Annotated in this window: 21 protein-coding genes; 7 read left to right on the plus strand and 14 right to left on the minus strand. The window is 59.6% G+C overall.

The genetic code is table 11. The features are described from left to right. Positions 1-24: 24 nt before the first annotated feature. The 8 genes from cobA to ACZ9W6_RS09150 all read right to left on the minus strand — a co-directional run bounded on the left by cobA (position 25) and on the right by ACZ9W6_RS09150 (position 10,548). Entirely contained in the window at positions 25-783 is a 759-nt protein-coding gene (gene cobA, locus ACZ9W6_RS09115) for a uroporphyrinogen-III C-methyltransferase (protein ID WP_465190793.1), read from the minus strand. 102 nt (positions 784-885) lie between these two features. Continuing rightward, positions 886-3,573 carry a nitrate reductase gene (locus ACZ9W6_RS09120; protein WP_465190794.1) on the minus strand — a complete coding sequence of 896 codons (2,688 nt, stop codon included), beginning with the start codon at positions 3,571-3,573 and terminating at the stop codon, positions 886-888. Positions 3,574-3,616: 43 nt separating this feature from the next. Then, positions 3,617-3,931, minus strand: coding sequence for a nitrite reductase small subunit NirD (nirD, locus tag ACZ9W6_RS09125; protein WP_465190795.1), 315 nt, complete (start codon positions 3,929-3,931; stop codon positions 3,617-3,619). A 53-nt stretch (positions 3,932-3,984) separates the two neighbouring features. Further along, positions 3,985-6,417 (minus strand): nitrite reductase large subunit NirB, encoded by a 2,433-nt coding sequence (nirB, locus tag ACZ9W6_RS09130; protein ID WP_465190796.1) that lies wholly within the window; start codon positions 6,415-6,417, stop codon positions 3,985-3,987. 362 nt (positions 6,418-6,779) lie between these two features. Next, positions 6,780-7,571, minus strand: coding sequence for an ABC transporter ATP-binding protein (locus ACZ9W6_RS09135; RefSeq protein ID WP_465190797.1), 792 nt, complete (start codon positions 7,569-7,571; stop codon positions 6,780-6,782). Between the two features lies 1 nt (position 7,572). Next, a complete protein-coding gene (gene ntrB / locus ACZ9W6_RS09140; RefSeq protein ID WP_465190798.1) occupies positions 7,573-8,451 on the minus strand; it encodes a nitrate ABC transporter permease in 879 nt (292 codons plus the stop codon). A gap of 11 nt (positions 8,452-8,462) precedes the next feature. After that, positions 8,463-9,728: a CmpA/NrtA family ABC transporter substrate-binding protein gene (locus ACZ9W6_RS09145; RefSeq protein WP_465190799.1), complete on the minus strand. Its 1,266-nt coding sequence runs from the start codon at positions 9,726-9,728 to the stop codon at positions 8,463-8,465. Positions 9,729-9,969: 241 nt separating this feature from the next. Further along, positions 9,970-10,548 (minus strand): ANTAR domain-containing response regulator, encoded by a 579-nt coding sequence (locus tag ACZ9W6_RS09150; RefSeq protein WP_465190801.1) that lies wholly within the window; start codon positions 10,546-10,548, stop codon positions 9,970-9,972. 285 nt (positions 10,549-10,833) lie between these two features. Here ACZ9W6_RS09150 and infA point away from each other — a divergent pair, with 285 nt between their 5' ends. Then, the gene (gene infA / locus ACZ9W6_RS09155; RefSeq protein ID WP_465190803.1) at positions 10,834-11,094 is read left to right on the plus strand and encodes a translation initiation factor IF-1; all 261 of its coding nucleotides are present in this window, start codon (positions 10,834-10,836) and stop codon (positions 11,092-11,094) included. Between the two features lie 20 nt (positions 11,095-11,114). Here infA and ACZ9W6_RS09160 read toward each other — a convergent pair whose 3' ends face one another. Then, complete coding sequence (locus tag ACZ9W6_RS09160; RefSeq protein ID WP_465190804.1) at positions 11,115-13,754, minus strand: response regulator; 2,640 nt, start codon at positions 13,752-13,754, stop codon at positions 11,115-11,117. Between the two features lie 11 nt (positions 13,755-13,765). Beyond that, on the minus strand, positions 13,766-14,266 hold the full coding sequence (locus ACZ9W6_RS09165; RefSeq protein ID WP_465190805.1) for a putative pterin-binding protein: 501 nt from the start codon (positions 14,264-14,266) through the stop codon (positions 13,766-13,768). A gap of 237 nt (positions 14,267-14,503) precedes the next feature. Here ACZ9W6_RS09165 and ACZ9W6_RS09170 point away from each other — a divergent pair, with 237 nt between their 5' ends. Continuing rightward, positions 14,504-15,535, plus strand: a complete 1,032-nt coding sequence (locus ACZ9W6_RS09170; protein ID WP_465190806.1) for an HD domain-containing phosphohydrolase — start codon at positions 14,504-14,506, stop codon at positions 15,533-15,535. A 252-nt stretch (positions 15,536-15,787) separates the two neighbouring features. On the opposite strand, the gene acnB is transcribed toward ACZ9W6_RS09170, so the two are convergent. Beyond that, positions 15,788-18,379: a bifunctional aconitate hydratase 2/2-methylisocitrate dehydratase gene (gene acnB, locus ACZ9W6_RS09175; RefSeq protein WP_465190807.1), complete on the minus strand. Its 2,592-nt coding sequence runs from the start codon at positions 18,377-18,379 to the stop codon at positions 15,788-15,790. Positions 18,380-18,554: 175 nt separating this feature from the next. Here acnB and gcvA point away from each other — a divergent pair, with 175 nt between their 5' ends. Both gcvA and ACZ9W6_RS09185 read left to right on the plus strand, forming a co-directional pair. Further along, positions 18,555-19,442 (plus strand): transcriptional regulator GcvA, encoded by an 888-nt coding sequence (gene gcvA / locus ACZ9W6_RS09180; protein ID WP_465190808.1) that lies wholly within the window; start codon positions 18,555-18,557, stop codon positions 19,440-19,442. 81 nt (positions 19,443-19,523) lie between these two features. Then, complete coding sequence (locus tag ACZ9W6_RS09185; protein WP_465190809.1) at positions 19,524-20,321, plus strand: response regulator; 798 nt, start codon at positions 19,524-19,526, stop codon at positions 20,319-20,321. Between the two features lie 4 nt (positions 20,322-20,325). Here ACZ9W6_RS09185 and ACZ9W6_RS09190 read toward each other — a convergent pair whose 3' ends face one another. Further along, on the minus strand, positions 20,326-21,255 hold the full coding sequence (locus ACZ9W6_RS09190) for a hypothetical protein (protein WP_465190810.1): 930 nt from the start codon (positions 21,253-21,255) through the stop codon (positions 20,326-20,328). 10 nt (positions 21,256-21,265) lie between these two features. On the opposite strand from ACZ9W6_RS09190, the gene ACZ9W6_RS09195 reads away from it, so the two are divergent. The 3 genes from ACZ9W6_RS09195 to ACZ9W6_RS09205 all read left to right on the plus strand — a co-directional run bounded on the left by ACZ9W6_RS09195 (position 21,266) and on the right by ACZ9W6_RS09205 (position 24,499). Further along, on the plus strand, positions 21,266-22,096 hold the full coding sequence (locus ACZ9W6_RS09195) for an NAD(P)-dependent oxidoreductase (protein WP_465190811.1): 831 nt from the start codon (positions 21,266-21,268) through the stop codon (positions 22,094-22,096). Further along, positions 22,097-22,870: a hydroxypyruvate isomerase family protein gene (locus ACZ9W6_RS09200; protein ID WP_465190812.1), complete on the plus strand. Its 774-nt coding sequence runs from the start codon at positions 22,097-22,099 to the stop codon at positions 22,868-22,870. 306 nt (positions 22,871-23,176) lie between these two features. Further along, positions 23,177-24,499 (plus strand): DEAD/DEAH box helicase, encoded by a 1,323-nt coding sequence (locus ACZ9W6_RS09205; RefSeq protein ID WP_465190813.1) that lies wholly within the window; start codon positions 23,177-23,179, stop codon positions 24,497-24,499. Positions 24,500-24,583: 84 nt separating this feature from the next. On the opposite strand, the gene ACZ9W6_RS09210 is transcribed toward ACZ9W6_RS09205, so the two are convergent. Both ACZ9W6_RS09210 and thiL read right to left on the minus strand, forming a co-directional pair. Continuing rightward, positions 24,584-25,078: a phosphatidylglycerophosphatase A family protein gene (locus ACZ9W6_RS09210; RefSeq protein ID WP_465190814.1), complete on the minus strand. Its 495-nt coding sequence runs from the start codon at positions 25,076-25,078 to the stop codon at positions 24,584-24,586. Next, positions 25,056-26,003, minus strand: coding sequence for a thiamine-phosphate kinase (gene thiL, locus ACZ9W6_RS09215; RefSeq protein ID WP_465190815.1), 948 nt, complete (start codon positions 26,001-26,003; stop codon positions 25,056-25,058). Before thiL ends, ACZ9W6_RS09210 begins: the two co-directional genes overlap by 23 nt. Between the last annotated feature and the right edge of the window lie 36 nt (positions 26,004-26,039).

Here is a 26,039-nt window from a genome sequence, read left to right on the forward strand (position 1 = left end):
TTTGTTTTTGATTGGCGGGCAAACTCAGGCCGAGTGTTGCTGACCCGGCTCCTGCGAAGGCATCACCGCCATCGCATGGCTGACGACCTCACCCAGAATGATGACGGCCGGGCTGGCAAGGCCGCTTTGGATAACGTCCTGTTGCAGACGCTGCAGGGACGACACCAGATGGCGCTGGTCATTACAGCCGGCTCTATGCACCACGGCAACCGGCAGGTTGGCCGCAAAACCGGCTGCGCGCAAATCGGCAATCAGCTCCGGCAGGCTGGCCATGCCCATATAACAGACCACCGTCAGGCCGGATTGCGCCAGCGACAGCCAGTCCGGCCGGCTGCCATCCTGGGTGTGCGCGGTAACCAGTGCCACGCCGCGTGCAACGCCACGATGGGTCAGCGGCAGACCCAGATCAGCACCCGCAGCGAAAGCCGCCGTAATGCCGTTGACTGCTTCGACTGCGACGCCGCGCTCGGCCAGCCACGCCCACTCTTCGCCGCCACGGCCAAAAATAAACGGGTCGCCACCCTTCAGTCGCGCCACTTGCCGGCCCTGCCGCGCATAGCGCGCCATCAGGCGCAGGATGAACGCCTGCGGTGTCGATTTACAGCCGCCGCGCTTGCCGACATGCACAATACGTGTGCCGGGCTTGGCAAAATCCAGCACCTCGCGGCCAACCAGGTCGTCCACCAGCCAGACATCACAGGACTGGATCACGCGCAACGCCTTCAGGGTCAGCAACTCGGCATCCCCCGGGCCTGCTCCTACCAGCCATACTTTTCCGTTCATGTTCTGTCCTTTCATGCGGCCAACCTCGGCAAGATTGGCACTCTACTGCAATCCATAAGTTCTGCCAGACCGTTTTTTTATAACCAAATAGCCATATAACAATCATGCACTACATAGCCGCTTGAGCTCGGACAGGCAGGAACCACAGCCGGTGCCGCAACGCAGCGCCCGCTTCAGCCCCTCGACATCCGCCCCCGCCACAATCGCCGCCTGTATCGCATCCTCGCGCACACCCTCGCAGGCGCAGACCACCCGCGCCCGCACCGCCTGCCCGCCCGCCTGCCCCAGCAGCAAGGCCGCCAGCGCGGCCGGGGCTGCGCCGCCATCCAGCCAGCGACACAAGGCCTCATCAGCGCGCAAGTCGCCCGCCAGCACAAAGCCGACAATCTGGCGGCCATGCAGCCAGACACGGCGCACGATGCCGCGGGCACTGTCATCGAAGGCGGCCAACGTTGCACCGGCGGGTTGCAGGATAGTGGCGAGCGTCGCCAGCAAGGCGGCGTCAGGCGCGGTCGCGGCGGCCAAGCGCACGCGCAAGTGTTCGTGGCCATCCAGACTCACTGGCACCGCCACCGCATAGGCAAACTCGGCGCGCAGGGCATCCAGGGTTGGCCGCAAGGTGTGGACATCGCCACACACGAGCAAGGTGGCCCGCCACGGCAGCCTGGCCGGTTCCACGCTGACCGCCGCCAGCTTCAGCTCCGGCTGTTTCGATTGCGGATCCAGCGCGCGGCTGGTCAGCGCATTGATGCCCTGCCCGCCCAGCGCGGCGCTCCCCCAGTGCATCGGGATGAAAGCTACGCCAGCGCGCAGGCTGTCGTCGGGCTGCACAGGCAGATAAATGGTGCCGCGTTTATTGCGCACCTTCACCAGCTCACCGGCCTGCAACTTGTGGCGCTGCATATCGCGCGGGTGCATGGCCAGTGCCGGCTCTTCCACGTGGCGGGTCAGCGCCGGCACCAGCGCGGTGCGGCTCATGCTGTGCCAGTGGTCACGCAGGCGGCCGGTAGTGAGGCGAATCGGAAAGTGCGCCGACACCTTGTCGGCGACCGGCCGCCAGCCGATATCGACAAACTGCGCGCGGCCGGATGTGGTGGGAAACACGCCATCGGCGTACAGTCGGCTGCGGCCAACCTTGCCGTCGAACGGCCATTGCTGCGGGCCCTGTTCATCGAGAATGGTGTAGCTGAGCGCGCTGTAATCCAGATCCCGCCCTGCCGTGGTTGCGGCATGTTCGGCAAACACCGCAGCGGCATCGGCAAAGGCAAACTTGGTTACGTGCTGCGGCGCGATGATTGCGGCCAACCTTTGCGCGACTGCCGAGACAATACGCCAGTCGTCGCGCGCCTCACCCGGTGCCGGCACGGCGGCCCGCACGCGGCTGATGCGGCGCTCGCTATTGGTGACGGTGCCGTCCTTCTCCGGCCAGGTGCTGGCGGGCAGCACGATGTCGGCAAACGGTAATGTCTGGCTGCCGAAAAATGCCTCCTGCACGATCACGCAGTCCACCTTTTCCAGCGCCTTGCGCACCAACGCCTGATCCGGCAGTGAATGCGCGGGGTCGGTACAGGCGACCCACAGCACCTTGATCTTGCCTTCGGCGGCGGCCTCGAACAGCTCTACCGCCGACAGCCCCGGCTGCGCCGGCAAGGCCGGCACATCCCACAAGGCCGCCACTTCGGCACGATGCGCGGCATCGGCCGGATCACGGTGCCCGGGCAAAATGGTGGCCAGGCCGCCCACCTCGCGCCCGCCCATGGCATTAGGCTGGCCGGTCAGCGAAAATGGTCCCGCCCCCGGCTTGCCGATATGGCCGGTGGCTAGGTGCAGGTGGATCAGCGCTGCATTCTTGTCGCTGCCGTTGCTGTACTGGTTCAGCCCCATGGTGTAGCACGACAGCGTGGCCGGGCTTTGGGCGAACCAGCGTGCGGCAGTGACGATGTCGTCCTCGTGCACGCCGCACAGCTCGCTGGCCGCGCGCGGGGTGAATTCGCGCAAGCGCGCACGCAATGCGGCAAAGCCTTCGGTGTGCTGCGCGATGTAATCGCGGTCGATCAGCTCTTCCCAGATCATCACATTGAGCATGGCGTGGAACAGCGCCACGTCAGTGCCCGGCAGCACCGGCAGGTACAGGTCGGCGATGCTGGCGGTGTCGGTACGGCGCGGGTCGGCGACGATGATCTTCATGTCCGGGTTGGCCGCCTTGGCCTCCTCCAGCCGGCGGAACAGCACCGGATGGGCGTAAGCCATATTGGCACCGGCAATGAACACGCAGCCGGCGTGGTCGAAATCCTCGTAACAAGCTGGCGGCGCATCGGCCCCGAGGGTGCGTTTGTAGCCAGTCACTGCGCTGGACATGCACAGCCGCGAGTTGGTATCGATGTTGTTGGTGCCGACCAACGCCCGCGCCAGCTTGTTGAACAGGTAGTAATCCTCGGTCAGCAGCTGGCCGGACAAATAAAATCCCACCGCATCCGGCCCGTGCTCGGCGATCGTGGCGGCCAGTTTGCTGCTGACAGCATCCAGCGCGCTGTCCCAGCTTACCGGCTGTGCCAGCTCACCCTTGGCTAGACGCAACGTTGGCCGCAACAGCCGCGCCGACGGCCGGCCGGCACTCTCGCTCAAGGTGCGCCCCTTGCTGCACAGGCGGCCGAAATTGGCCGGATGCTGCGGATCGCCGCTGACCGTGATGGTGCCATCGCCCTGCGGGCTAACGCGCACCCCGCAGCCGGTGCCGCAATAGCAGCAGATGGAGGCGACGGTATTGTCTTGTCCCGTTATCGCGCTCATATCAAATCTCCTTGCGGCCAACCTTGGCTGCCGCTTGCCAGTGTCAATCCAGCGCCAGGTACACGGTACCGGCTTCCTGCTTCAGGGCGATGTGCCCGGTGCAGCCTTCGTCCGGCGCACAAGCCTGGCCGGTAGCCAGATCGATATGCCAGTTATGCAGCGGGCAGGCCACGCTGCGGCCGGAGACGATGCCCTGCGACAGCGGGCCACCCTTGTGCGGGCATCTGTCATGCAGCGCAAACAGCTGGTCATCAACGGTGCGGAAGATGGCGATATCCACCTTGCCTTCGCGCTTCAGCACGCGGGCGCCCTGCGCGGGGATGTCGGCCAGCTGGCAGACGGCTTTCCATGCGGTCATGTCGAATTTCCTTTATGCAGAGGCCGCCCCGGCGACCTGCCGGGGCCGGAGTATTAAACGGTGAGCGGCGCAAACTCGTGGCGGGCCACACCACCGGCGTAACGTTCGGCCCACGGGTCCTGTTCGAACGACAGCGCAAACTTCAGCCGCGCATACAGTTCATCGCGGCCAACGTCGTCTTGCAGTACGCGCTGCTTGATGTAGTCCATGCCCACCCGCTGCAGGTAATGCACGGTGCGCTCCAGATAGAACGCCTCCTCGCGGTACAGCTGCAGGAAGGCGCCGCTGTACACCATCACCTCGTCGTGCGTTTTCACCTTGCAGAAAAACTCGGCCACCTCGGTCTTGATGCCGCCGTTGCCGCCGATATACAGCTCCCAGCCCGAGTCCACACCGATGATGCCCACGTCCTTGATGCCGGATTCGGCGCAGTTGCGCGGACAGCCGGACACCGCCAGCTTCACCTTGGCCGGGCTCCACATGCCGAACAGGTCTTTTTCCAGATCAATGCCCATCTGGGTGGAATTCTGGGTGCCGAAGCGGCAGAACTCGCTGCCGACACAGGTTTTCACCGTGCGCAAGCTCTTGCCGTAGGCGTGGCCGGATGGCATGTCCAGCTCCTGCCACACCTTGGGCAGGTCTTCTTTCTTCACACCCAAGAGGTCGATACGTTGGCCGCCGGTCACCTTCACCATCGGGATCTCATACTTGTCGGCCACGTCGGCAATGCGGCGCAGCTCGGACGGGTTGGTGACGCCGCCCCACATGCGCGGCACCACCGAGTAGGTGCCGTCTTTCTGGATGTTGGCGTGCACCCGCTCGTTGATGAAGCGCGACTGCGGATCATCCTTCGCCTCTCCCGGCCAGGTCGAGATCAGGTAGTAGTTCACCGCCGGCCGGCAACTGGCACAGCCATCCGGGCTGCGCCACGCCAGCTCGCGGAAGGTATCGGCCAGACTGGTGAGGTGCTTGTCGCGGATGGCTTGGCGCAGCTGGCCGTGCGTCATGTCGCTGCAGCCGCAGATGGCCTTTTCCGATTTCGGCTTCACATCGGCCGCACCACCGACGCAGTTGATCAGGATCTGCTCGACGAGGCCGGTGCACGAGCCGCACGAGCTGGCCGCCTTGGTGTGCTTTTTCACCTCATCGACGGTGAATAGGCCCTTTTCCTGGATGGCCTTGACGATGGTGCCCTTGCACACGCCGTTGCAGCCACACACCTCGGCATCGTCCGGCATGCCCATGGCGCGGTTCTGACCCTGATGACCGGTATCGCCGATGGCACCCTCGCCCAGCATCAACTGATCGCGGATTTCATGCACGGCATGGCCTTCGCGGATCAGGCGGAAGTACCAGCCACCATCGGCGGTATCGCCATACAGGCAGGCGCCCACCAGCTTGTCGTCCTTCACGATCAGCTTTTTGTACACACCGCCCATCGGGTCGGACAGCATGATCTCCTCGCAGCCCTCGCCGCCCATGAAATCACCGGCCGAAAACACGTCGATACCGGTAACCTTGAGCTTGGTCGAGGTAGCCGCCGGCACATAGCGGGCGATGCCGAAATTGGCCAGATGGTTGGCCGCGACCTTGGCCATGTCGAACAGCGGCGCCACCAGCCCGTAGCTGACGCCACGGTGGCTGACGCACTCGCCCACCGCATACACGCGCGGGTCGAAGGTCTGCAGAAAGTCGTTCACCACCACGCCGCGATCGCAGTACAGGCCGGATTGTTCGGCCAGGCTGTAATTGGGGCGGATGCCGACCGCCATCACCACCAGCTCCGCTGGTATCGCATCACCATCCTTGAAGCGCACCGCACAGACACGGCCGCTCTCGCCCTGTACCAGCTCGGCCGTCTGTTTCTGCAGCAAAAACTTCAGCCCCTTGGCTTCCAGGCTCTGCTGCAACAACTGCGCGGCGGCTTTGTCGAGCTGGCGATCGAGCAGCCATTCGCCCAGATGCACCACGGTCACCGCCATGCCCCGCGCCAACAGACCGTTGGCCGCCTCCAGCCCCAGCAAGCCGCCACCGATCACCACTGCGTGGCGATGGCTGGCCGCCGCGGCGATCATGCTCTCCACGTCGGCGATATCACGGAAAGTCACCACCCCCGGCAAGTCCTTGCCCGGCACTGGCAGCATGAACGGGCTGGAGCCGGTGGCCAGCAGCAGGCGGTCATACGGCACGGCAGTGCCGTCGGCAGACCGCACCACACGGCGGCCACGGTCGATCTCTACCACCGGCTGGCCCAGATGCAGGGTGATGCCATGTTCGGCATACCAGTCGTGATCGTTCAGCACGATATCCGGCAGCGTCTGCTCGCCGGCCAGCACCGGCGACAGCATGATGCGGTTGTAGTTAGGGTGTGGCTCGGCACCGAATACGGTGATGTCGTAAGTATCCGGGGCCAGTTTCAGCAGCTCTTCCAGCGTGCGAACGCCCGCCATGCCATTGCCCACCATGACCAGCTTCTGTTTGCTCATCGCCTTGCATCCTCGGGAAATGCGGTTGCACCACAGCAGCCTTGCGGCGGTACAGACCAAAAAAAAGTCCGCCGCCGTGCCAAAGCACGGTGGCGGACTTCCTTGTCCTGGTCACGACTCGCCATTGAGCCATGACACCTTTGCGTATTCATGTTTAGCAAGTGGCGTGCCAGCTCTGGCTCGCCACTTCAGGCAGAAAACCTGGTGTTTACAGCCAAAACCAGGCTTTGAGCGGGCCACTTCAGCGCCGACTGCCTGCAATTGGTGCGTCGCAGCACCCAATTGGTGAACGTTGGCCGCAAAAAAGCCCCGCATGGGCGGGGCGTGAATGAAGCATGGCTCCAACAGGGACGGATACAACATCAGGCAGCCGATTTGCGATGTTTCTGGTACAGAAAATCCAGCACCGCACTGCGACAAGCGTGGTAATCGGCATGACTGGCCAACGCCAGCCGGTCGCGCGGTCTTGGCAGATTGACTTCAAGAATTTCGCCGACAGTAGCCGACGGGCCATTGGTCATCATCACGATGCGATCCGACAGCAGCACCGCCTCGTCAACATCATGGGTAACCATCACCACCGTGCTGCCGGTGCGCTCGACAATCTTCACCATCTCGTCCTGCAGATTGGCGCGGGTCAGCGCATCCAGCGCACCGAAAGGCTCGTCCATCAACAGCACTTTCGGCTCCATCGCCAGTGCACGGGCGATGCCGACGCGCTGCTTCATGCCGCCGGAAATCTCGTGCGGATGCTTGTCACGGGCATGAACGAGGCCCACCAGATCCAGCGCGGCATCGGTGCGTGCGGCCAACTGCGCCTTGCTCTCCTTGCGGCCGAATACGCGCTCTACCGCCAGCATGATATTGCCGTAGCAGCTCAGCCACGGCAGCAGGCTGTGGTTCTGGAACACCACCGCACGCTCCGGCCCCGGGCCGTCAATTTCGCGGCCATTGCACAGGGCGATGCCCTCGTTGGCATCCAGCAAGCCGGCGATGATGTTCAGCACGGTAGACTTGCCGCAGCCCGAGTGACCGATCAGCGACACAAACTCGCCCTGGCGGATGGTCAGATTCACGTCTTTCAGGGCGACAAAGCGGCCCTTTTTGGTATCAAAGTGTTTGCCTACCTGTTCCAGCTCGACAAAGCGTTCCATTTCACACCTCCTGTCCGAAGCTGGCTTTTCTGGCCAGCCAGACCAATGCCTGTTCCAGCAGCAAACCGACCAGCCCCACCACGAAGATGGCGATCAGGATGTGCTCGACGTTCAGATTGTTCCATTCATCCCACACCCAGAAGCCCAGCCCGACACCGCCGGTCAGCATCTCGGCGGCGACAATCACCAGCCACGCCGTGCCGATGGCGAGGCGCACGCCGGTCAGCATATGCGGCAGTACCGCCGGCAGCAGGATCACGCTGAACACCTTCCACTCCGACAGCCGCAGTACGCGCGCCACGTTCAGATAGTCTTGCGGCACGGCGCGCACGCCGGCGGCGGTGTTGAGAATCATCGGCCAGATACTGGAGATGAAGATCACCCAGATCGACGCCGGGCTGGCCGCCTTGAATACCAGGAGGCCAATCGGCAACCAGGCCAGCGGACTGACCGGTCGCAACAGGCTGATGATGGGCGCGCACATGCGGGACAAAAACGCAAAGCGGCCAATCATGAAACCCAGCGGAATCCCCACTGCCGCCGCCAAGGCAAAGCCAACGCCGACCCGGCCCAGCGACATCAGGATGTTCCAGCCTATGCCCTGATCATTCGGACCATTCTGGTAAAACGGGTCGGCAAACAGCTCTTGCGCCGAGGCCCATGTCGATTGCGGCCCGGGCAGGCTGCCCTTGCTGAGCTGGGAAACCAGCGTCCACAACAGCACAAACAGCAAGACGCCGAGCAGCGGCGGCACCAGCGCGCGGATATACGGCACCAGCGGGGCCAGCAGCGGTGTGGCGGCGAGGCGCGCCACAGGAGACGCCGGCTTGCGCCGCCGCGGCATGGCCAGGTCGGCCGCAACAGGTTTGGCGATAGTCATCTCACACCTCCTCAGGCCTTGATCTTGAAGCTCGCAGCATAGGCGGCCGGATTCTTGCCATCCCACACCACGCCATCAATCAACTTGCTGCTACGCATATCGCCAGGTGGCAGGGCCACCTTGGCCATCGCTGCGGCATCCTTGTAGATGGCAATCTGGTTGATCTGCCGCGCGACACCGAGATAATCCGGATCGGTCTTCAGCAGGCCCCAGCGCTTGTGCTGGGTGAGGAACCACATGCCGTCAGACAGATAAGGGAAGTTGACCTTGCCGCCATCAAAGAACTTCATCAGCTTCGGGTCTTGCCACTTTTTGCCGAGGCCATCTTCGTAGGCACCGACAAAGCGGCCGGCAATCACCGCCTCGGGCGCATTCACATAGGCTTTGTCAGCAATCAGTTTGGCGACTGCGGCGCGGTTTTTCACCTCGTCGATATAGCGCGAGGCTTCGAGCAGCGCCGCAACCAGTGCGCGGGCGGTATTGGGGTTTTGCTTGACCCAGTCACCAGTGGTGCCCAGTACTTTCTCCGGATGATCTGGCCAGATCTGCTGCGAGGTAGCCACCGAAAAGCCGATACCGTCGGCAATGGCGCGTGCGTTCCACGGTTCGCCCACGCAATAGCCGTCCATATTGTCGACACGCATATTGGCCACCATCTGCGGCGGCGGCACCACGATGGTTTTCACGTCGGCAACCGGGTTGACGCCATGTGCGGCCAACCAGTAGTACAGCCACATGGCATGGGTGCCGGTCGGAAAGGTCTGCGCAAAAGTGTATTCACGCGGCTCGGCCTTGATCAGCTTGGCCAAGGCCGCACCGGTGGTAACGCCCTTGTCCTTGAGCTGATTGGAAAGCGTGATGCCCTGGCCGTTCTGGCTCAGCGTCATCAGCACGGCCATGTCTTTTTTCGGGCCGCCAATGCCAAGATGCACACCATAGATCATGCCGTACAGCGAGTGCGCCGCATCCAGCTCGCCATTCACCAGCTTGTCGCGCACGGCTGCCCAGCTGGCCTCCTTGGACGGCACGATGGTGATGCCGTATTTCTTGTCGAAGCCCATCTTCGAGGCCACGATCACCGAGGCACAGTCGGTCAGCGGAATGAAACCGACCTTGACTTCGGTTTTCTCGGGCTTGCCGGTGACGGCCGCCAGTGCCGAAGTGGCAAAGCCGGCAGGTAAAGCAGTTGAGGCCATCAATGACAGGGCTCCTTTGAGAAAATCGCGGCGCTCGGCGCTGGCGGACTCGGTCTGGTTTTCAAAACGTGGCTGTTTCATCTTGCTGCTCCCCTTGCTGTAGGCAGAAAAAGAAAAAGCGTCCGTTACCCGAGCTTGCGGGTAACGGACGCCGTTGTCCGTGTGTCCGGCCTTGCCTGCGTTGGCATGGCCGGTTTGCCTGGCGCTGCATTGCGCCTCGGGGAACATCTTGCAATTGCCGTGCCAGCTTTTACACGGCACTTCGCCTGATTTGTGCACTGCAATAATGCAGACGCGCACCATCGTGTGGCCACTTGCACCATCAACCCTGCAGCCACTCGGCGAGGCTGATGATTTCCTGGGCGACCACCGCCAGCTTTTTCTGCTGTTGCATCGCACGTTCGCGCAGTTGGCGATAGGCGCTGGCCTCGTCCAGCCCTTTCATCTGCATCAGCAGGCCCTTGGCTTTCTCGACCAGCTTGCGATCCGCCAGCTGCTGATGCGCCTCTGCCAGCTCGGCGCGGCGCTCCTGTTCCAGCCGGTGCCGCTCGATGGCGACATCCAGTACCCCGACTATCCGCGCCGCATCGATTTCGCCCACCACATAGGCGGCGACACCGGCTTGCAAGGCCGCACGTATGGTTTCGCGCCGCTCGTCATCGGTAAACATCACCACCGGCTGACCGTGCCGCGCCCCCATCACGCAGACCTGCTCCAGCATATCGCGCGACGGTGCATCGCTATCCATCAACACGATATCCGGCCGCGCTGCGGCCAACATGTCGGCCAACTGCAGGTTGGCCGCCACCTCAGCCACCACCCGCACCCCCGCTGCGGTCAACATCTCGCGCAAGGCCACCGCCTTGCCCGAACCATCATTCACCAGCATTACACTCAGCATGATCCGCCCCGTTTGCCTGTTGTTTGGCGAATCTTCAGCAAACGTCGTGCCATGCACGACCAGCGCTGCGGCTGCTGCCGGTTGTTCTGGGACGCAAGAAGTTTGACAAAGCTGGTCAATAAGCGGACGATCGGGCTCCTCTTCAAAAATGCTGCCGGCTCAGCATTTGCCTTGCTCTAGACTCTGCACAGCATGTGCAGCTGCCTCCCGCCCGGGTTCACGAAGCAATCAATCAGCCAGTTACGCACTTGCGTGGCTGCGCCCATCATCAGCACAGGAGAACCTATGTCAAAAGAAGACATGGTCGAACTGCAAGGCGTCGTTATCGATGTCCTGCCCGAATCACGTTTCCGCGTCCGCCTGGATAATAATGTGGAAATCCTGGCCTATGGCTCAGGAAAAATGAAGCTGCACCGCATCAAAGTCATTCTGGGTGACCGGGTGACAGTCGAGATGTCGCCTTATGACCTGACCAAGGGTCGTATCAATTTCCGCCACCCGACTGCCAGACAAGACAATGCGGGCATGAAGCCGCGCAGATCCTGAACGTAATCACGACTGCTGCACTAGTGGTCGGCCGACAAATGCGGGCCCAGCGCAGCTAACAACTCATCCGTGGCAGCCTGCAATACCGGCTGCGACACGGCGACCTTCTCAAGATTGCCGTCTCTTGCGGCCAACTCCAGCTGATAGGCCAGCTGGGTCAGTCGGGGTGCTGCCACCGACAGGCAAGTACCCTTGATCGAGTGTGCGGCCAGCTCGGCCTTGCGCTGATCTTGCTCGGCAATCGCCTCGTGAATGGCTTGCAGCTGTCTGGGCATGTCCTCGATAAAGCTGGCCAGCAATACCGACAGGAAATCACTGTCACCATCACAGTTTTGCAGCGCCTTGGCATGATCAAACACCAGGGCAACCTCGGTCTGCACCGGCTTTGCCTCTGCAACTGCTGGTGTCGGCCGCGCTGCAGGCTGTTTCACTAGCCCCGTTACGCGGGCAATTTCATCCAGCAACACCGTGGCATCAATCGGCTTGCTGACATAGCCGTCCATACCGGCTGCCAGGCAGCGTTCACGGTCACTGCTCAGCGCATGCGCTGTCATGGCAATGATAGGTGTAACCTTCCAGATGCCCGCCTGCTCGCGGGTGCGAATCTGGCTGCACGCCTCCATACCGTCCATCACCGGCATCTGCATATCCATCAGGATGAGATCAAACTGCTGATCCGTCAGCGCATCCAGCGCCTCCTGCCCGTTATTGGCAAGGCTGACGGTAAAGCCCCGACGCGACAGAATGGTCACCGCCAGCTTCTGGTTTACCAGATTGTCTTCCACCAGCAGTATCGACAGCGCGCCACTCAAGGCTTGCTCGCGCTGCTGCGTTGTCAGCATAAGGTTGGCCGCATTACTTGCGACGGGTGACTGCAATTGGTAAATCGTATTCAGCAATGCTTCCTGACTCACCGGTTTGTCCAGATAACTACGAATCCCCAGCGCCTGGCACTGCATGGCCTCGTTACGCAGGCCGGCGGCCGTCATCATGATCACGCTGGCGCTGCGACGATCCTGCGGAATCCGACTGGCTAGCTCAAAACCATTCATGCCCGGCATGGTGCTGTCCAGCAAAATCAACCAGTAGTCATGCGCGGTAAGGTTGGCCAGTGCCTGCTCACCATCCTCGACCAATGTCACCGCCATCCCCCAGCTGCCCAGCATGGCGGCCAACCAGCTGCGACTGGTGGCATTATCATCCACCACCAGTACCGTCTTGCCGGACAGATCAGCCACCTCTGGCATGGCTGCTTGCTCGGGTGCCAGCCCGGCAATGATGTTGAAGCGGAAATCAGATCCCTGCCCCAGCTGACTGCTGACATTGATGTCTCCGCCAAGCAACTGCACCAGGCGTCGGGTAATGGTCAGGCCCAAGCCGGTACCACCGTAGTTGCGGGTGGTACTGCTGTCGGCCTGGGCAAACGGATCAAATATCAATGCCTGCTTGTCTGCCGAAATGCCGATGCCGGTATCCATTACCGATACAGTCAGCCAATAGCCGTCCCCCATCGGATAGCCGTCAATCGTCAACACCACTTCACCCTGATCAGTAAACTTCAGTGCATTACCAAGCAGGTTATTGAACACCTGCCGCAGGCGCGCAGGGTCACTGATCAGGGCATCAGGCACCATCGGATTAATGCTGCAGACCAGCTCGAGATTCTGCTGCCGGGCACGTACGGCAAAAGGATAGAGTGTCTGGCTGATCAGGTTGCGCAGTGAAAAACCGGTTTGCTCGATGATCAGCTTGCCTGCCTCGACCTTGGAGAAATCGAGAATGTCATTAATGATGACCAGCAAGGAGTCTGCCGATGACTTAACCAGCTCGAGATATTCACGCTGCTCGTGATTGAGCTCGGTTTCCAGTGTCAATTCGGTCATGCCGATGATGCCATTCATCGGTGTGCGGATTTCATGACTCATGTTGGCGAGGAAGTCACTCTTGGCACGGTTGGCCGCCTCGGCTTGCACCAGTGCCTGATCCAGCCGCTTGGACAGGCTTTCCGCCTCCTCCCGCCGCCGCTCGCTGTGTGACAGATTGCGATAGGCAATGGCCGCCATCACACTAGCCAGTACCATCAGCAGCATTGCCGTGGCAGCCACCAGTACATTGATATTCTGCAGACTGTGATTGCTGTCGTTTGCCTGCTGGGTCAAGCGGCTATTGGCACCAATGGTCAGCTCCCTGACGGGTTCGACCACCTTGTCCAGATCCGATACCAGCGTCGCCGCCAGCTCGCGATTGAAGTAGCCATCGCCCTGAGCCAGCAGATTATCGGTATGGCTGACGAGGTTGATCAGCGCCTTCATTTGCCTCGCGTACCACTGCGCATCACTGAACAACAGGCTGTAGCGGTACTGATTCAGCAGATTGATACGTGAAACCAGTACCTCATACCTCAGCTGCAACTCGTCCAGATCAGCCGTTGTACCCGTGGCAGCCGCCACCTTGGCGGCCCCCGATACGCGGTAATAATCGATACCCAGCTGCGAATACACCCAGACGATATTGTCCTCGCCCTGCACTTCAAAGCGTTTCATCTCGCTTTGCTGACGCAGGTAGAGCATGCCAACGACCAGCAAGGCGCAAGTCATCAGCACGGCCAGCAACCAAAGCTGGCCTTTTGCGTGACGGTTGATCGGACGACGGTTAGGCATCAGTCACCCGCTTACTCAACGCGGATGCGGTTAACCTGCCAGACGCAGCGCCCGTAGATTTCCTTGGTGCGCAGCTCAGGGTGCTTGTCGAACGGATACATGATGAACAGCGGCCCCTTGTCACGTACTGCCAGCACCTTGCCGTTGATCTTGCGCGCCAGCACCACGTCGTATTTCTTCAGATCTTCCATCGGAATTTCGGCGGCATAGTCATTCAGCGCAACGACATACAGCTTCTTGCCCTTGATACCGACCGCATCCGCCACGTCACGCAGCAACGGGCCTTCGAAAGTTTGCGTCCCTTTGTACCAAGGAGTTTCAACCGTCAGCTTGTGCTGCGGCAGCTTGTCCAGCATGGCGGCATCAAATTGCGCCTCCTTGCCGGCATTGAGCTGGCTGATTTCACCACTGACAGTCAGGATGGCCCGACCTGCCGGTTTGTCCAGCGCGCTTGCGGCCGTTGCGGCCAACATCATCGAAACAGTCAGCAGGGTTCTGGCAAATTTCAGCATGCTCAATTCCTTTCGTGGGTTTTGGGGCGGTAGATCACAGTTAAACACTGGTTGGCCGCGACTTCCTTGTCGCAAAGCAGCTAATCGCAGCTTCATGGAAACATTGATACAGCGCAGTACCATTACTATAGAGTGATAGATATACTTTTTACTTAATCGCCATTTAAGGCTGCGCCGATAATATAAAGCCGTCACTGCCGACTTTTCTTAACAGACGTTTAAGAGCAAAGCACCTGTATGAAAATGACCGTCCTGATTGTCGACGACAATCCCACCAATCTGATGGTGTTGCGCCATCTGGTCGGTCGCATGCCTGATTGCGAGCCGCAAGCAGCCCAGGATGGCACCGAGGCGCTGGCATGGTGCAATGAACATACGCCAGACCTCATCCTGACTGACTATATGATGCCTGGCATGGATGGCCTGACGCTGATTCATGCACTACGGGCCCTGCCGCACATTCGTGACATCCCCATCATCATGGTGACTACCAGTGATATGAAAGAAGTGCGGCAAAACGCACTGGAGGCGGGCGCAACCGATTTTCTGGCCAAGCCGGTTGACCCGGTCGAAACACGCGCCCGCATCCGCAACTTGCTGCAGCTGCGCCGTGCCCAGCGTCAACTAAAGGAAATCGCAGCGCAGGACTTGATCTGGCGTTTGTCGCATGTCGCCGAATCGCGCGATCCGGAAACCGGCTATCACATCGAGCGCATGGCGCATTACGCGCGAATCATTGCCAGAGCCATGGGTTTGGGTGAAGAGTTTGAAGAGCGGATTTTCCTGGCAGCGCCGATGCACGATATCGGGAAAGTCGCCATACCGGACTACATCCTGCTAAAACCTGGCCGGCTGACTGCCGAAGAATTCCAGGTCATGAAAACCCACCCCGCCCGCGGGGCGGCCGCACTCAAGGACAGCGAAGTTCCGCTATTACGCATGGCGCACGATATCGCACTGTGCCACCACGAAAAGTTTGACGGCAGTGGCTACCCTGCCGGCTTGCGCGCTGAAGAGATTCCATTGCCGGCACGTATCGTGGCAGTGGCAGATGTATTTGATGCTCTGACTTCATCCCGCCCTTACAAACCGGCATGGGAGATTCCGGCTGCCATGGCATTCATGCAGCAACAAAGCGGTCAACATTTTGACCCAGCAGTATTGGCCGCATTTTTCGCCAGCCAGGAAGATATTCTGGCGATTCATCGCAGCCTGCGTGATATCCCCGAAGAGCTCGACCCGGAGCAGGCTTATACCAGTCGGCAGTAACACTAATATTCTTGTATCGCTACATAATTGAATATGTGGCGACCCGCCTGATGATCACTTGCAGCTCCATCACACCGGAAATTTACCAAGTTAAATTAGCAATCCGGACTTCCAACTCTTGGCGCAGTACATAACTACCAAATAGTCCATCAGGTACTTCCCAAAAAAATACCCCCGCATTCGCGGGGGTATTTTTTGAGTTTACAGGAAGTGCGAACACCTCTCGGCGTCCTCGCACTTCAATCACCCAAGTCACGCACCTACAGTATCAGCAACTTCCTGATAGTCTTTGATCTGGTCAAAGTTCATGTAGCGGTAAACCTCGGCACCCTTCTCGTTGATGATGCCGATGTTCGCTTGATACTCCTCGACGGTCGGAATCTTGCCCAGTTTGGAGCAGATCGCGGCCAACTCGGCAGAACCCAGGAATACATTGGTGTTCTTGCCCAAGCGGTTCGGGAAGTTACGAGTCGAGGTGGACATCACGGTAGCGCCTTCACGTACCTGTGCCTGGTTACCCATACACAGCGAGCAACCCGGCATTTCGGTGCGGGCACCGGCCATGCCGAATACACCGTAGTGACCTTCGTTGGTCAACTGTTCGGCATCCATCTTGGTCGGTGGGGCCAGCCACAGTTTTACCGGCAGGTCGCGCTTGCCTTCCAGCAGCTTGGAAGCGGCACGGAAGTGACCGATGTTGGTCATGCAGGAGCCGATGAACACTTCATCAATCTTGGTGCCGGCAACTTCGGACATGAACTTCACGTCGTCCGGATCGTTCGGGCAGGCAACGATAGGCTCTTTCACGTCAGCCAGATCGATTTCGATCACGGCAGCGTATTCGGCATCAGCATCCGGCTGCAGCAGTTCGCCGTTGGCGATCCACTCTTCCATCTTCTTGATACGGCGTTCCAGGGTGCGGGCATCCTGGTAACCTTCGGCGATCATGACCTTCATCAGGGTGATGTTGGAGTTCATGTACTCGACGATCGGAGCCTTGTTCAGACGTACGGTACAACCGGCAGCGGAACGCTCGGCAGAAGCATCGGACAGCTCGAATGCCTGCTCGACCTTCAGCTCTGGCAGACCTTCGATTTCCAGTACGCGACCGGAGAAGATGTTCTTCTTGCCGGCCTTGGCCACAGTCAGCAGGCCTTGCTTGATGGCATACAGCGGAATCGCATTGACCAGATCACGCAGGGTCACGCCTGGTTGCAGTTCGCCCTTGAAACGCACCAGTACGGACTCAGGCATATCCAGAGGCATTACGCCGGTAGCTGCGGCAAAGGCAACCAGACCGGAACCGGCCGGGAAGGAAATACCGATCGGGAAGCGGGTGTGGGAGTCACCACCGGTACCTACGGTATCCGGCAGCAGCAGGCGGTTCAGCCAGCTGTGGATTACGCCGTCGCCCGGACGCAGTGCTACGCCGCCACGGGTGGAGATGAAAGCTGGCAGCTCTTTGTGCATCTTCACGTCAACCGGCTTCGGATAAGCAGCGGTATGACAGAAGGACTGCATTACCAGATCAGCGGAGAAGCCCAGACAAGCCAGATCTTTCAGCTCGTCACGGGTCATCGGGCCGGTAGTATCTTGCGAGCCAACAGTCGTCATGCGTGGTTCGCAGTAAGTGCCAGGGCGAACGCCTTGACCTTCTGGCAGACCACAGGCGCGGCCAACCATTTTCTGCGCCAGCGAGAAGCCTTTGCCGCTGTCAACCGGATTTTTCGGCAGACGGAATTCGGTAGAAGCAGGCAGACCCAGTGCTTCGCGAGCCTTGGCAGTCAGCGCACGACCGATAATCAGGTTGATACGGCCACCGGCACGGACTTCGTCCAGCAATACATCGGATTTCAGGCTGAACTTCTCGACCAGCTGACCATCTTTCTCGATCTTGCCTTCGTACGGGTAGATGTCGATCACATCGCCCATCTCGAGCTTGGATACTTCAACTTCGATCGGCAGCGAGCCGGAGTCTTCCTGAGTATTGAAGAAGATAGGCGCGATCTTGCCACCCAGCGTCACGCCACCGAAACGCTTGTTCGGTACAAACGGAATGTCTTCACCAGTTGCCCATACTACCGAGTTGGTAGCAGATTTACGGGAAGAACCAGTACCAACAACGTCACCCACATAGGCAACCAGATGGCCTTTTTTCTTCAGTTCTTCGATGAACTGCATCGGGCCACGCTTGCCGTCTTCTTCCGGCTTGAAGGCTGCATCAGGACGGGTGTTCTTCAGCATCGCCAGATAGTGCAGCGGGATGTCCGGACGCGACCATGCATCCGGTGCCGGCGACAGGTCGTCAGTGTTGGTTTCGCCCGGTACCTTGAAGACGGTCACGGTGATTTTCTGTGCCACTTCAGGACGGCTGGTGAACCACTCGGCATCGGCCCAGCTCTTCAGCACGGACTGTGCGTTGGCATTGCCCTTGTCGGCCAGCTCTTTCACGTCATTGAAGTAGTCAAATACCAGCAGGGTCTTTTTCAGACCGGCAGCCGCCACTTCGCCAACTTCGGCATCGCCCAACAGGTCGATCAGCGGCTTGACGTTGTAACCACCCAGCATGGTGCCCAGCAGCTCGGTAGCCTTGGCACGGGAAATCAGCGGAGACACCACAGAACCTTCGGCAACAGCCGCCAGGAAGGAAGCCTTCACCTTGGCAGCATCATCCACGCCAGGTGGCACACGGAAGGTAATCAGCTCGACCAGGGTCTCTTCTTCACCGGCTGGCGGCGCCTTCAGCAGCTCGACCAGTGCCTCAACCTGTTTGGCGTTCAGTGGCAGGGGTGGAATGCCCATCGCAGCGCGTTCGGCGGCGTGTTGGCGGTAAGCTTCTAGCATGGCTTGTACCTTTTGCTTGGGGTTGATCTGGCAGGTTGGCCGCAATAAACGGGTAAGACTGCGGCCAACGTCCGGCCCTGATCGGGCCGATGGAAACACCATAGAGATTACGCTGTTCACACCACAAGCACAAACGAGTAATCGCAACATGGGCTGTGAGTTATAATCACACCCCATGAACACCTACCCTCCCCTGAATGCGCTGCGCATTTTCGAGTCAGCCGCAAGACTGGAAAGCTTTTCCGCCGCTGCAACCGAGCTGCACGTGACACACGGCGCTGTGAGCAAGCAGATCAAACAGCTTGAAGACTGGCTGGGCGTACAGCTTTTTGAGCGCGCCGGCGGCCGGGTGCGGCTCACTGACACCGGCTGGCGCTACCTGGTACAGGTGCAAGACGGCCTCGACCTGATCAGCAACGCAACTGCCCAGCTATTGCAGCCAGACCATCAGCGGCGGATTTCAATCAACTCGACACCTACATTTGCCACCTATTGGCTACTACCCAGACTGGCAAGCTTCAAGGAGATGCATCCGGATATCAGCCTGCACATCGTGACCTCAGATCGTGACATCAGCCGCATTGAAGCCGACTTTGACATCGCCATCCGCCGCGGCCCAGGTGATTGGCCCGGCCACATTACCAAGCCCTTCCTCATCGAGAACGAACTGCCGCTGTGCAGCCCACGCCTGCTCGAGCAAACCCCGATCAACAGCCCGGCCGACCTCGCCCGCCACACCCTGCTCTATGCCGACACCCGGCCAACTGCATGGCAACGCTGGCTGACTCTGGCTGGCTATGCCGAGCTGAAGCCAGCATCCAGCATTCATTTTGACCGCTTCACCCTCGCCCTGAGTGCCGCACTGAGTGGCCTCGGCGTAATTCTGGGGCCGATGCCGATGATGCAGAACGAAGTGACAAGCGGCCTTTTGATCGCCCCCCTGCCCCAGCCGCTGGTTCCCGTTCGAGGGTATTGCTGGATCGCCCCGCGCGCCGCCATCAACGATCCGGCGGTCAGCAGCTTTTGCCTCTGGCTTGAGCAACAAGCACAAAAGGGCTATTAATCAATAATCAAATACTTTCAATTCACCCGTGAGCTTTATTATGATTAGCCAAAGCTAATCCCGATAAAGACTGGTTACTGTATGTTTGACTTGAGCAGCCTCACCATTTGTCTCGTAGAGCCCTCCCGCGCACAAGGCAACATCATTCAACACTTCCTGCATGAGCTGGGCGTAGAAATGATTGATCGTGCCGAGACGGGTGCTGCCGCATTGCAGCGCATACGTGAGGTGCCGCGTCCGGACATTGTCATCAGTGCGATGTACCTGCCGGACATGACTGGCAGCGATCTGGTTACCCAGATGCGACTGGCTGAGGATATGCGTGAAATGCCATTCGTACTGATCTCGAGCGAAACACGCCCGCAGCAACTGAATGCCATCCGCCAGGCCGGTGCCATGGCCATCTTGCCCAAGCCATTCACCGTTTCCCAGCTGGATAAGGCAATTACCAGCAGCGTGGACTATCTGAATATCGAAGAAACTCGCGCAGAGCTGGAATCGCTGGATCTGGATACCAAGCGCGTTTTACTCGTGGACGACAGCCTGACTTCGCGCAACTATCTGCGCAACGTGCTGGAGCGCTTCGGTTTTTGCGATATCGACGAAGCCAGCAATGGCAAGGAGGCTACCGAAGTCCTGCAATTCGACACCAACTACCATCTGATAATCACCGATTACAATATGCCGGAGATGGATGGCAAGGCATTGACCGAATACATCCGCAATGACCCGCGCGCCGGCAGCATTCCGGTGCTGATGGTTTCGAGCGAGCAGGATCAGCAAAGGTTGGCCGCAGTGGAAGAAGCCGGCGTCTCCGCCATCTGCGACAAGCCTTTTGACATGTCAACACTTAGTCAGCTGATCAGGCAATTCCTGTAAGGACTTATTTTGGCGGAATCCATACGAGGCGTCCGCCAGCCACTTCACCCTGCCGGCGCCAGTAGCCACCAGCCAACTCATCACGAGCACTCAATTCAGCGGCCCAACGCAGCTCATAACCCTTGCCAACCGGCACATCCTCACGCACCAACTCCTGCCACTGCAGATGCTTCTGCGTGAGCAAAGCCATGACCTTCAGTACCCGATTAAGTGGCAGCCACCATTGCTCGATCGAAGACTGCTCCGGCAAGTGCAACTCATCATGCACAGCCAAGCCCAGCGTAAGTACTTCGTCAGCCAGTTGCCACCATGACTCTTTCGCGCCAGCCGCCTTGACCAGCAACAGGCGCGCCGACTGCCCTTCTGCTGCAATATCAATGTAGACACCACACTGCTCATCCAGCATGCAGTAAAAGCTCTCGCCCATGACTGGTGACAAATCCGGCACCCGCGCCGGCAAGGCGCTGGCATCCAAAGCTTTCAACAAAGCCGCATCCAGCTGGCAAAACTTTCGGCCTGACTGAACGTATCGGCCAAAAGCATGTGCCAGCTCACACTCTAGCTCGGTACGCTCTTCCAGATCTTGCATACGCAGTGGCGAACTTCTGACCGCTCTGGCCACATCTTCACGGGCGATATCTTTCGCACGAGCACCTTCACGCTGATAGATATTGCTTACCCGCTTGGCCCATGGACGACTGTTTACATATAGAAAGGGATGATGACTCATAAGCTGAAACAGAATTGCAAAAAGGGGCGATTCTACCGCATGACCGCCACCAGCCAAGTCAGTTTGAACATTGCGCCCAAACGCGATACGCTCAGCATATTCTGCACAAACTTGATCACCATCAACCCATTTTAAAGTTAATGCTATGAAATCTGTTGCGCACGCTGACTCCAGAGCACTTGGCTTTATTGGCCTCGGCCTCATGGGCATCCCCATGTGCCATCAGCTGCTACAAGCCCAGTGGAAGCTGAACATCTGGAATCGCAACGCAGACAAATATCAGCAACTAACCAAAGGCCGCCGCACAAACTCGCCCCGCGAGCTGGCAGACCGCTCGGACGTTATCCTGTTATGCCTCGCCAATGATCAGGCCATGCAGGCGGTTTGTTATGGCGATGAAGGCATTTTCACCACAGATTTGTCCGGTAAAATCTGCATTGATTTCTCCAGCACATCTCCACAACTGACACGCGAGCTGGCGCAGCGGTGTGCACTAAGTGGTGGCCAATGGATTGACGCACCAGTCAGCGGCGGCGTCGCCGGCGCCGAAAGCGGCAATCTGGTTATCATGTGCGGTGGCGACGAGCAGGCCATTGAGTCGACCCATGAGATTTTCCTGACTGTCGGCAAGCGCTACACAAGGCTTGGCAGTCATGGCGCTGGCCAGATCGGCAAAATCTGCAATCAACTGATTGTCGCCAGCAACGCCATGCTGATCGCCGAAATGGTCAGTCTCGCCCAAAATGCCGGCATCGCGGCAGACAAGCTCCCCGCCGCACTGGCCGGTGGCTTTGCCGACTCCTTGCCATTTCAGATTCTGACGCCGCGCATGGCGAGCGGAAGCTACGAACCAGTGCAGTGGAAAGTCGAAACCTTGCTCAAGGACCTCAATAACACCCTGCAGCTTGCCAAAGATTGCCATAGCAACACACCAATGGCCGAGCTCGCCGCAAACCTGATGGCGCGACACTGTCAAAATGGCTACGCCACAGACGACCTGAGCACTCTGATCAAGCTCCACACCGACAAACAGCAGGCATCATAAATGTTACGTTTTGCGGCTAACCTCAGCCTTCTTTTTACCGAACATCCGCTTCCGGCAAGATTTGCTGCCGCAGCAGCAGCCGGCTTCAAGGAGGTGGAAATCCAGTTCCCCTACAGCCACCCTGCCCGTCTGCTGCGCGATGCAGCAGACAGTGCAGGCACCGACATCATCCTGATCAATGTGCCAGCTGGCGACCTGATGCAAGGTGGTTTCGGCCTGGCCGGCCACCCCGAGCGGCGCGACCAGTTTGCCGAGGCGCTGGATAACGCGGTCGAATACGCCGTGACACTCGGCGTGCGCATGGTGAATGTTTTGCCAGGCAGGCAAGACCCGGCGTTTTCGCGCGAAGAATCCTTGCGCGCACTGGCCAGCAATCTGGCGATTGCCGGTGAGATTCTGGCACCACACGATATTCGCGTAACCTGCGAAGCAATCAATCGTCTCGACATGCCAGACTTCCTGATCAGCACCCCGGCAGAGTTGGCCGCCATCCTGCGCGACTCGCTACACCACAATCTCGGCATGCAGATTGACCTCTACCATATGGCACGCATGCAGGAAGACATTCCCAATCTGATCAGTCGCTACCTGCCCAAGATTGCGCACATCCAGTTTGCCGATCATCCCGGCCGCCACGAGCCTGGCAGCGGAGAATTGCCACTCAAGCAACTCTTTCACTTTTTGAAGGTGATGGATTACAACGGTAGCTGTGCCGCCGAATATTTGCCCAGCAAGAAAACCGAAGAAACGCTGGAATGGCTGAGTTGGCAGTAATTTTATTTTTCTGATTTTGTCATGATATAAAAATCAGCGACTTGCAAAAGATAATTGCGCGCACCCATTGCAAACTAAAATTAATTTACGTATACTCGCCGACTTCCTGATTTTGCTGGCGGCAACACCCGCACTGCCAGCGTTGCATTTTCATCGCTTCTGACCGTTTTCCTAGCTTCGTTTCTCGCGCCCCGTCCTTTCAGTTCGGACTGCAGTTCGCCGCTTTTGTCAGGTTGGTTCGATGACCTGGAACCCATTAGCGGGCCAATCCGGCACACACACAAACTGCCGACTGAAAGGATCACCATGACTTTTGCTGACCTCGGACTTCCTGCGCCTATCGTCAAGGCACTGGCACAAACCGGTTACGAAAACCCTACCCCGGTACAGGGCGAAGCTATCCCTGCTGCACTGGCAAACAAAGACCTGCTGGTATCGGCACAGACCGGTAGCGGCAAGACCGCAGCCTTCCTGCTGCCAGCGCTGACCAAGATGGGCGAGCGCTCGCAGCTGCCGGGCAACGGCCCGCGCGTTCTGGTACTGACGCCGACTCGCGAACTGGCACAGCAGGTCGAGAAAAACGCCCTGGTTTACGGCGAACACCTGCGCTGGTTGCGCACCGTCACCTTGGTTGGCGGCGCCTCCTTCGGCTTCCAGACCCGCGCCCTGTCGCGTCCGGTTGACATCATCGTTGCCACTCCAGGCCGCCTGATGGATCACATGCGCTCCGGCCGTGTTGATTTCTCCCGCTTGGAAATGCTGATTCTTGACGAAGCCGACCGCATGCTGGACATGGGCTTCATCGAAGACATCGAAACCATCGTTGCTGCCACGCCAGCCACCCGCCAGACCCTGCTGTTCTCCGCCACACTTGATGGCGTAGTCGGCAAGATGGCCGAGCGCATGACCCGCAATCCGCAGCGCATCGAAATCGAACGCAAGGAAGACAGCGGCAACATCGACGAACATCTGCTGTACGCCGACGACCACGGCCACAAGCAGCGCCTGCTGGATGCCATCCTGAAAGAATCCGACTTTGATCAGGCTGTTGTCTTCACCGCCACCAAAATCGGCTCCGAAGAAATGGCTGACAAGCTGTCCGACATGGGCTATTCCGCAGCCTGCCTGCACGGCGACATGCCACAAAGCTGGCGTAACCGCACCTTGAACGACCTGCGTCGCGGCCGTATCAAGATTCTGGTTGCCACCGACGTCGCCGCCCGCGGCATCGACGTTCCTGGCATTGGCCTGGTAGTTAACTACGACCTGCCAAAGCAAGCCGAAGACTACGTACACCGCATCGGTCGTACTGGTCGTGCTGGCCGCAGCGGCACCGCCATTACCATCGCCGAATCGCGTGAATTCCACCGCGTTCGCCGTATCGAGCAATACCTGAAGCGCAGCCTGCCAGAGGCAGTGATTGCCGGCCTGGAGCCAACCCGTCGCCCACCAAAAGGTCGTCCGAGCGGCGGCAAAGGCGGCCCACGTCGCGGCAATGGCGGCGGCTATGGTGATCGCAAGCCAGGCGGTGGCTACGGCGGCAATCGCGGTGGCTACGGCGACCGTCGCAGCAGCGGCCCACGTCAGGGCGGCAGCGGCGATCGTGATCGTCGTCCACGCAGCGAGTAATTCGCCAAGCAATAAAAAAACCGGCTCAGGCCGGTTTTTTTATTGCATCAACAGACCGCCGATCAGCAGCCTACGCAAATTGCTTTACACAAGATAAGGCAACACCGGCTGCAACACGATGATTGCAAACAAAGCCGCCACCACATCATCCAGCATCACCCCAAAGCCGCCATGCACCCGCGCATCCAGCCAGCGTATCGGCCAAGGCTTCAGGATATCAAACACCCGAAACGCCAGCAGTGCGGCCAACCATGCCACAGGCGTCGCCGGCACTGCCGCCAGCACCAGCAGCATGGCCACAATCTCGTCCCAGACGATGTGACCGCTATCCGAGACACCAAGTGCCCGGCCGGTCACCTCACACACCCACACCCCCAACACAAACAGCGGCAAGACCAGCCAAGCCAGCATCACACCGTGCACACCCGCCAGATACAGACCCGCCGCCAACGGCAAGGCGGCAATACTGCCCCAGGTGCCCGGAGCCGGCGTGATCAGGCCGCTTCCAAAGCCCAGCGCCAGAAAATGCGCCGGGTGACGCAGCAAGAACTGCCGGTCAGGCTTGCGCAAAGTGGTCATAACCCAGACTCCCCAGCTTCACCTCATCACCCGCCGCATCCAGCAAGCGCAGCCCGCCACTGGCCACAATGCAGCCAACCTTGCAGACCGCCACGCCCGCCGCCTTCGCCGCATTCAATACCGCCGACTCGGCAGCAGGCGACGCCGTGAAGCACAACTCATAGTCATCACCGCCAGCCGCAATCGCCGACAACCAGCGCGCGCGCTGCACTGCCAGTTGCGGATGAGTCGGTAAGGCATCCAGCCACACCTCGGCGCCGACATTCGAGCGCGCCAGAATATGCGACAAGTCAGCTGCAAAGCCGTCGGACACATCCAGCGCCGCACGCGCCACACCGAGCAAAGCAGCACCCAGCACCACACGGGGCTGCGGCTGCTCAAGCTTCAACAGGCACTCCACAGGCAGTGCTTCTTCGTGCCCCGACAGGCGCTGCTGCAGCGCAGCTGCCGCCAAACCCAGCTCGCCCGACACCCAGATATCATCACCAGCCTGCGCCGCATCACGCCGCAAGGCCTGGCCATGCGGCGCCTCGCCAAAAATCGTCACCGAAATCGTCAGCGGCCCGCGCGTGGTATCGCCACCAATGACAGTCACGCCATGCGACTCGGCCAGTGCAAAAAAGCCGCGCGCAAAAGCCGCCACCCATGCCTCATCCAGCGCCGGCAAAGCAATCGCCAGCGTGACCCAACGTGGCGTCGCCCCCATCGCCGCCATATCGGACAGATTGACGGCCAGCGCCTTGTGCCCGAGGCGAAACGGATCGACATCGGCAAAAAAATGCCGGCCTGCAACCAGCATATCGGTAGACACATGCAAATCGTGGCCCAGGGTTGGCCGCACGATAGCTGCATCATCCCCCACGCCGAGCACGGCATTATTCGCCGGACGGGTAAAGTGACGGCGGATCAGTTCGAATTCATTCATGATTTCACAATGCAAAACACCCGCCGCAGCGGGTGT

Source organism: Vogesella lacus, assembly GCF_979366295.1.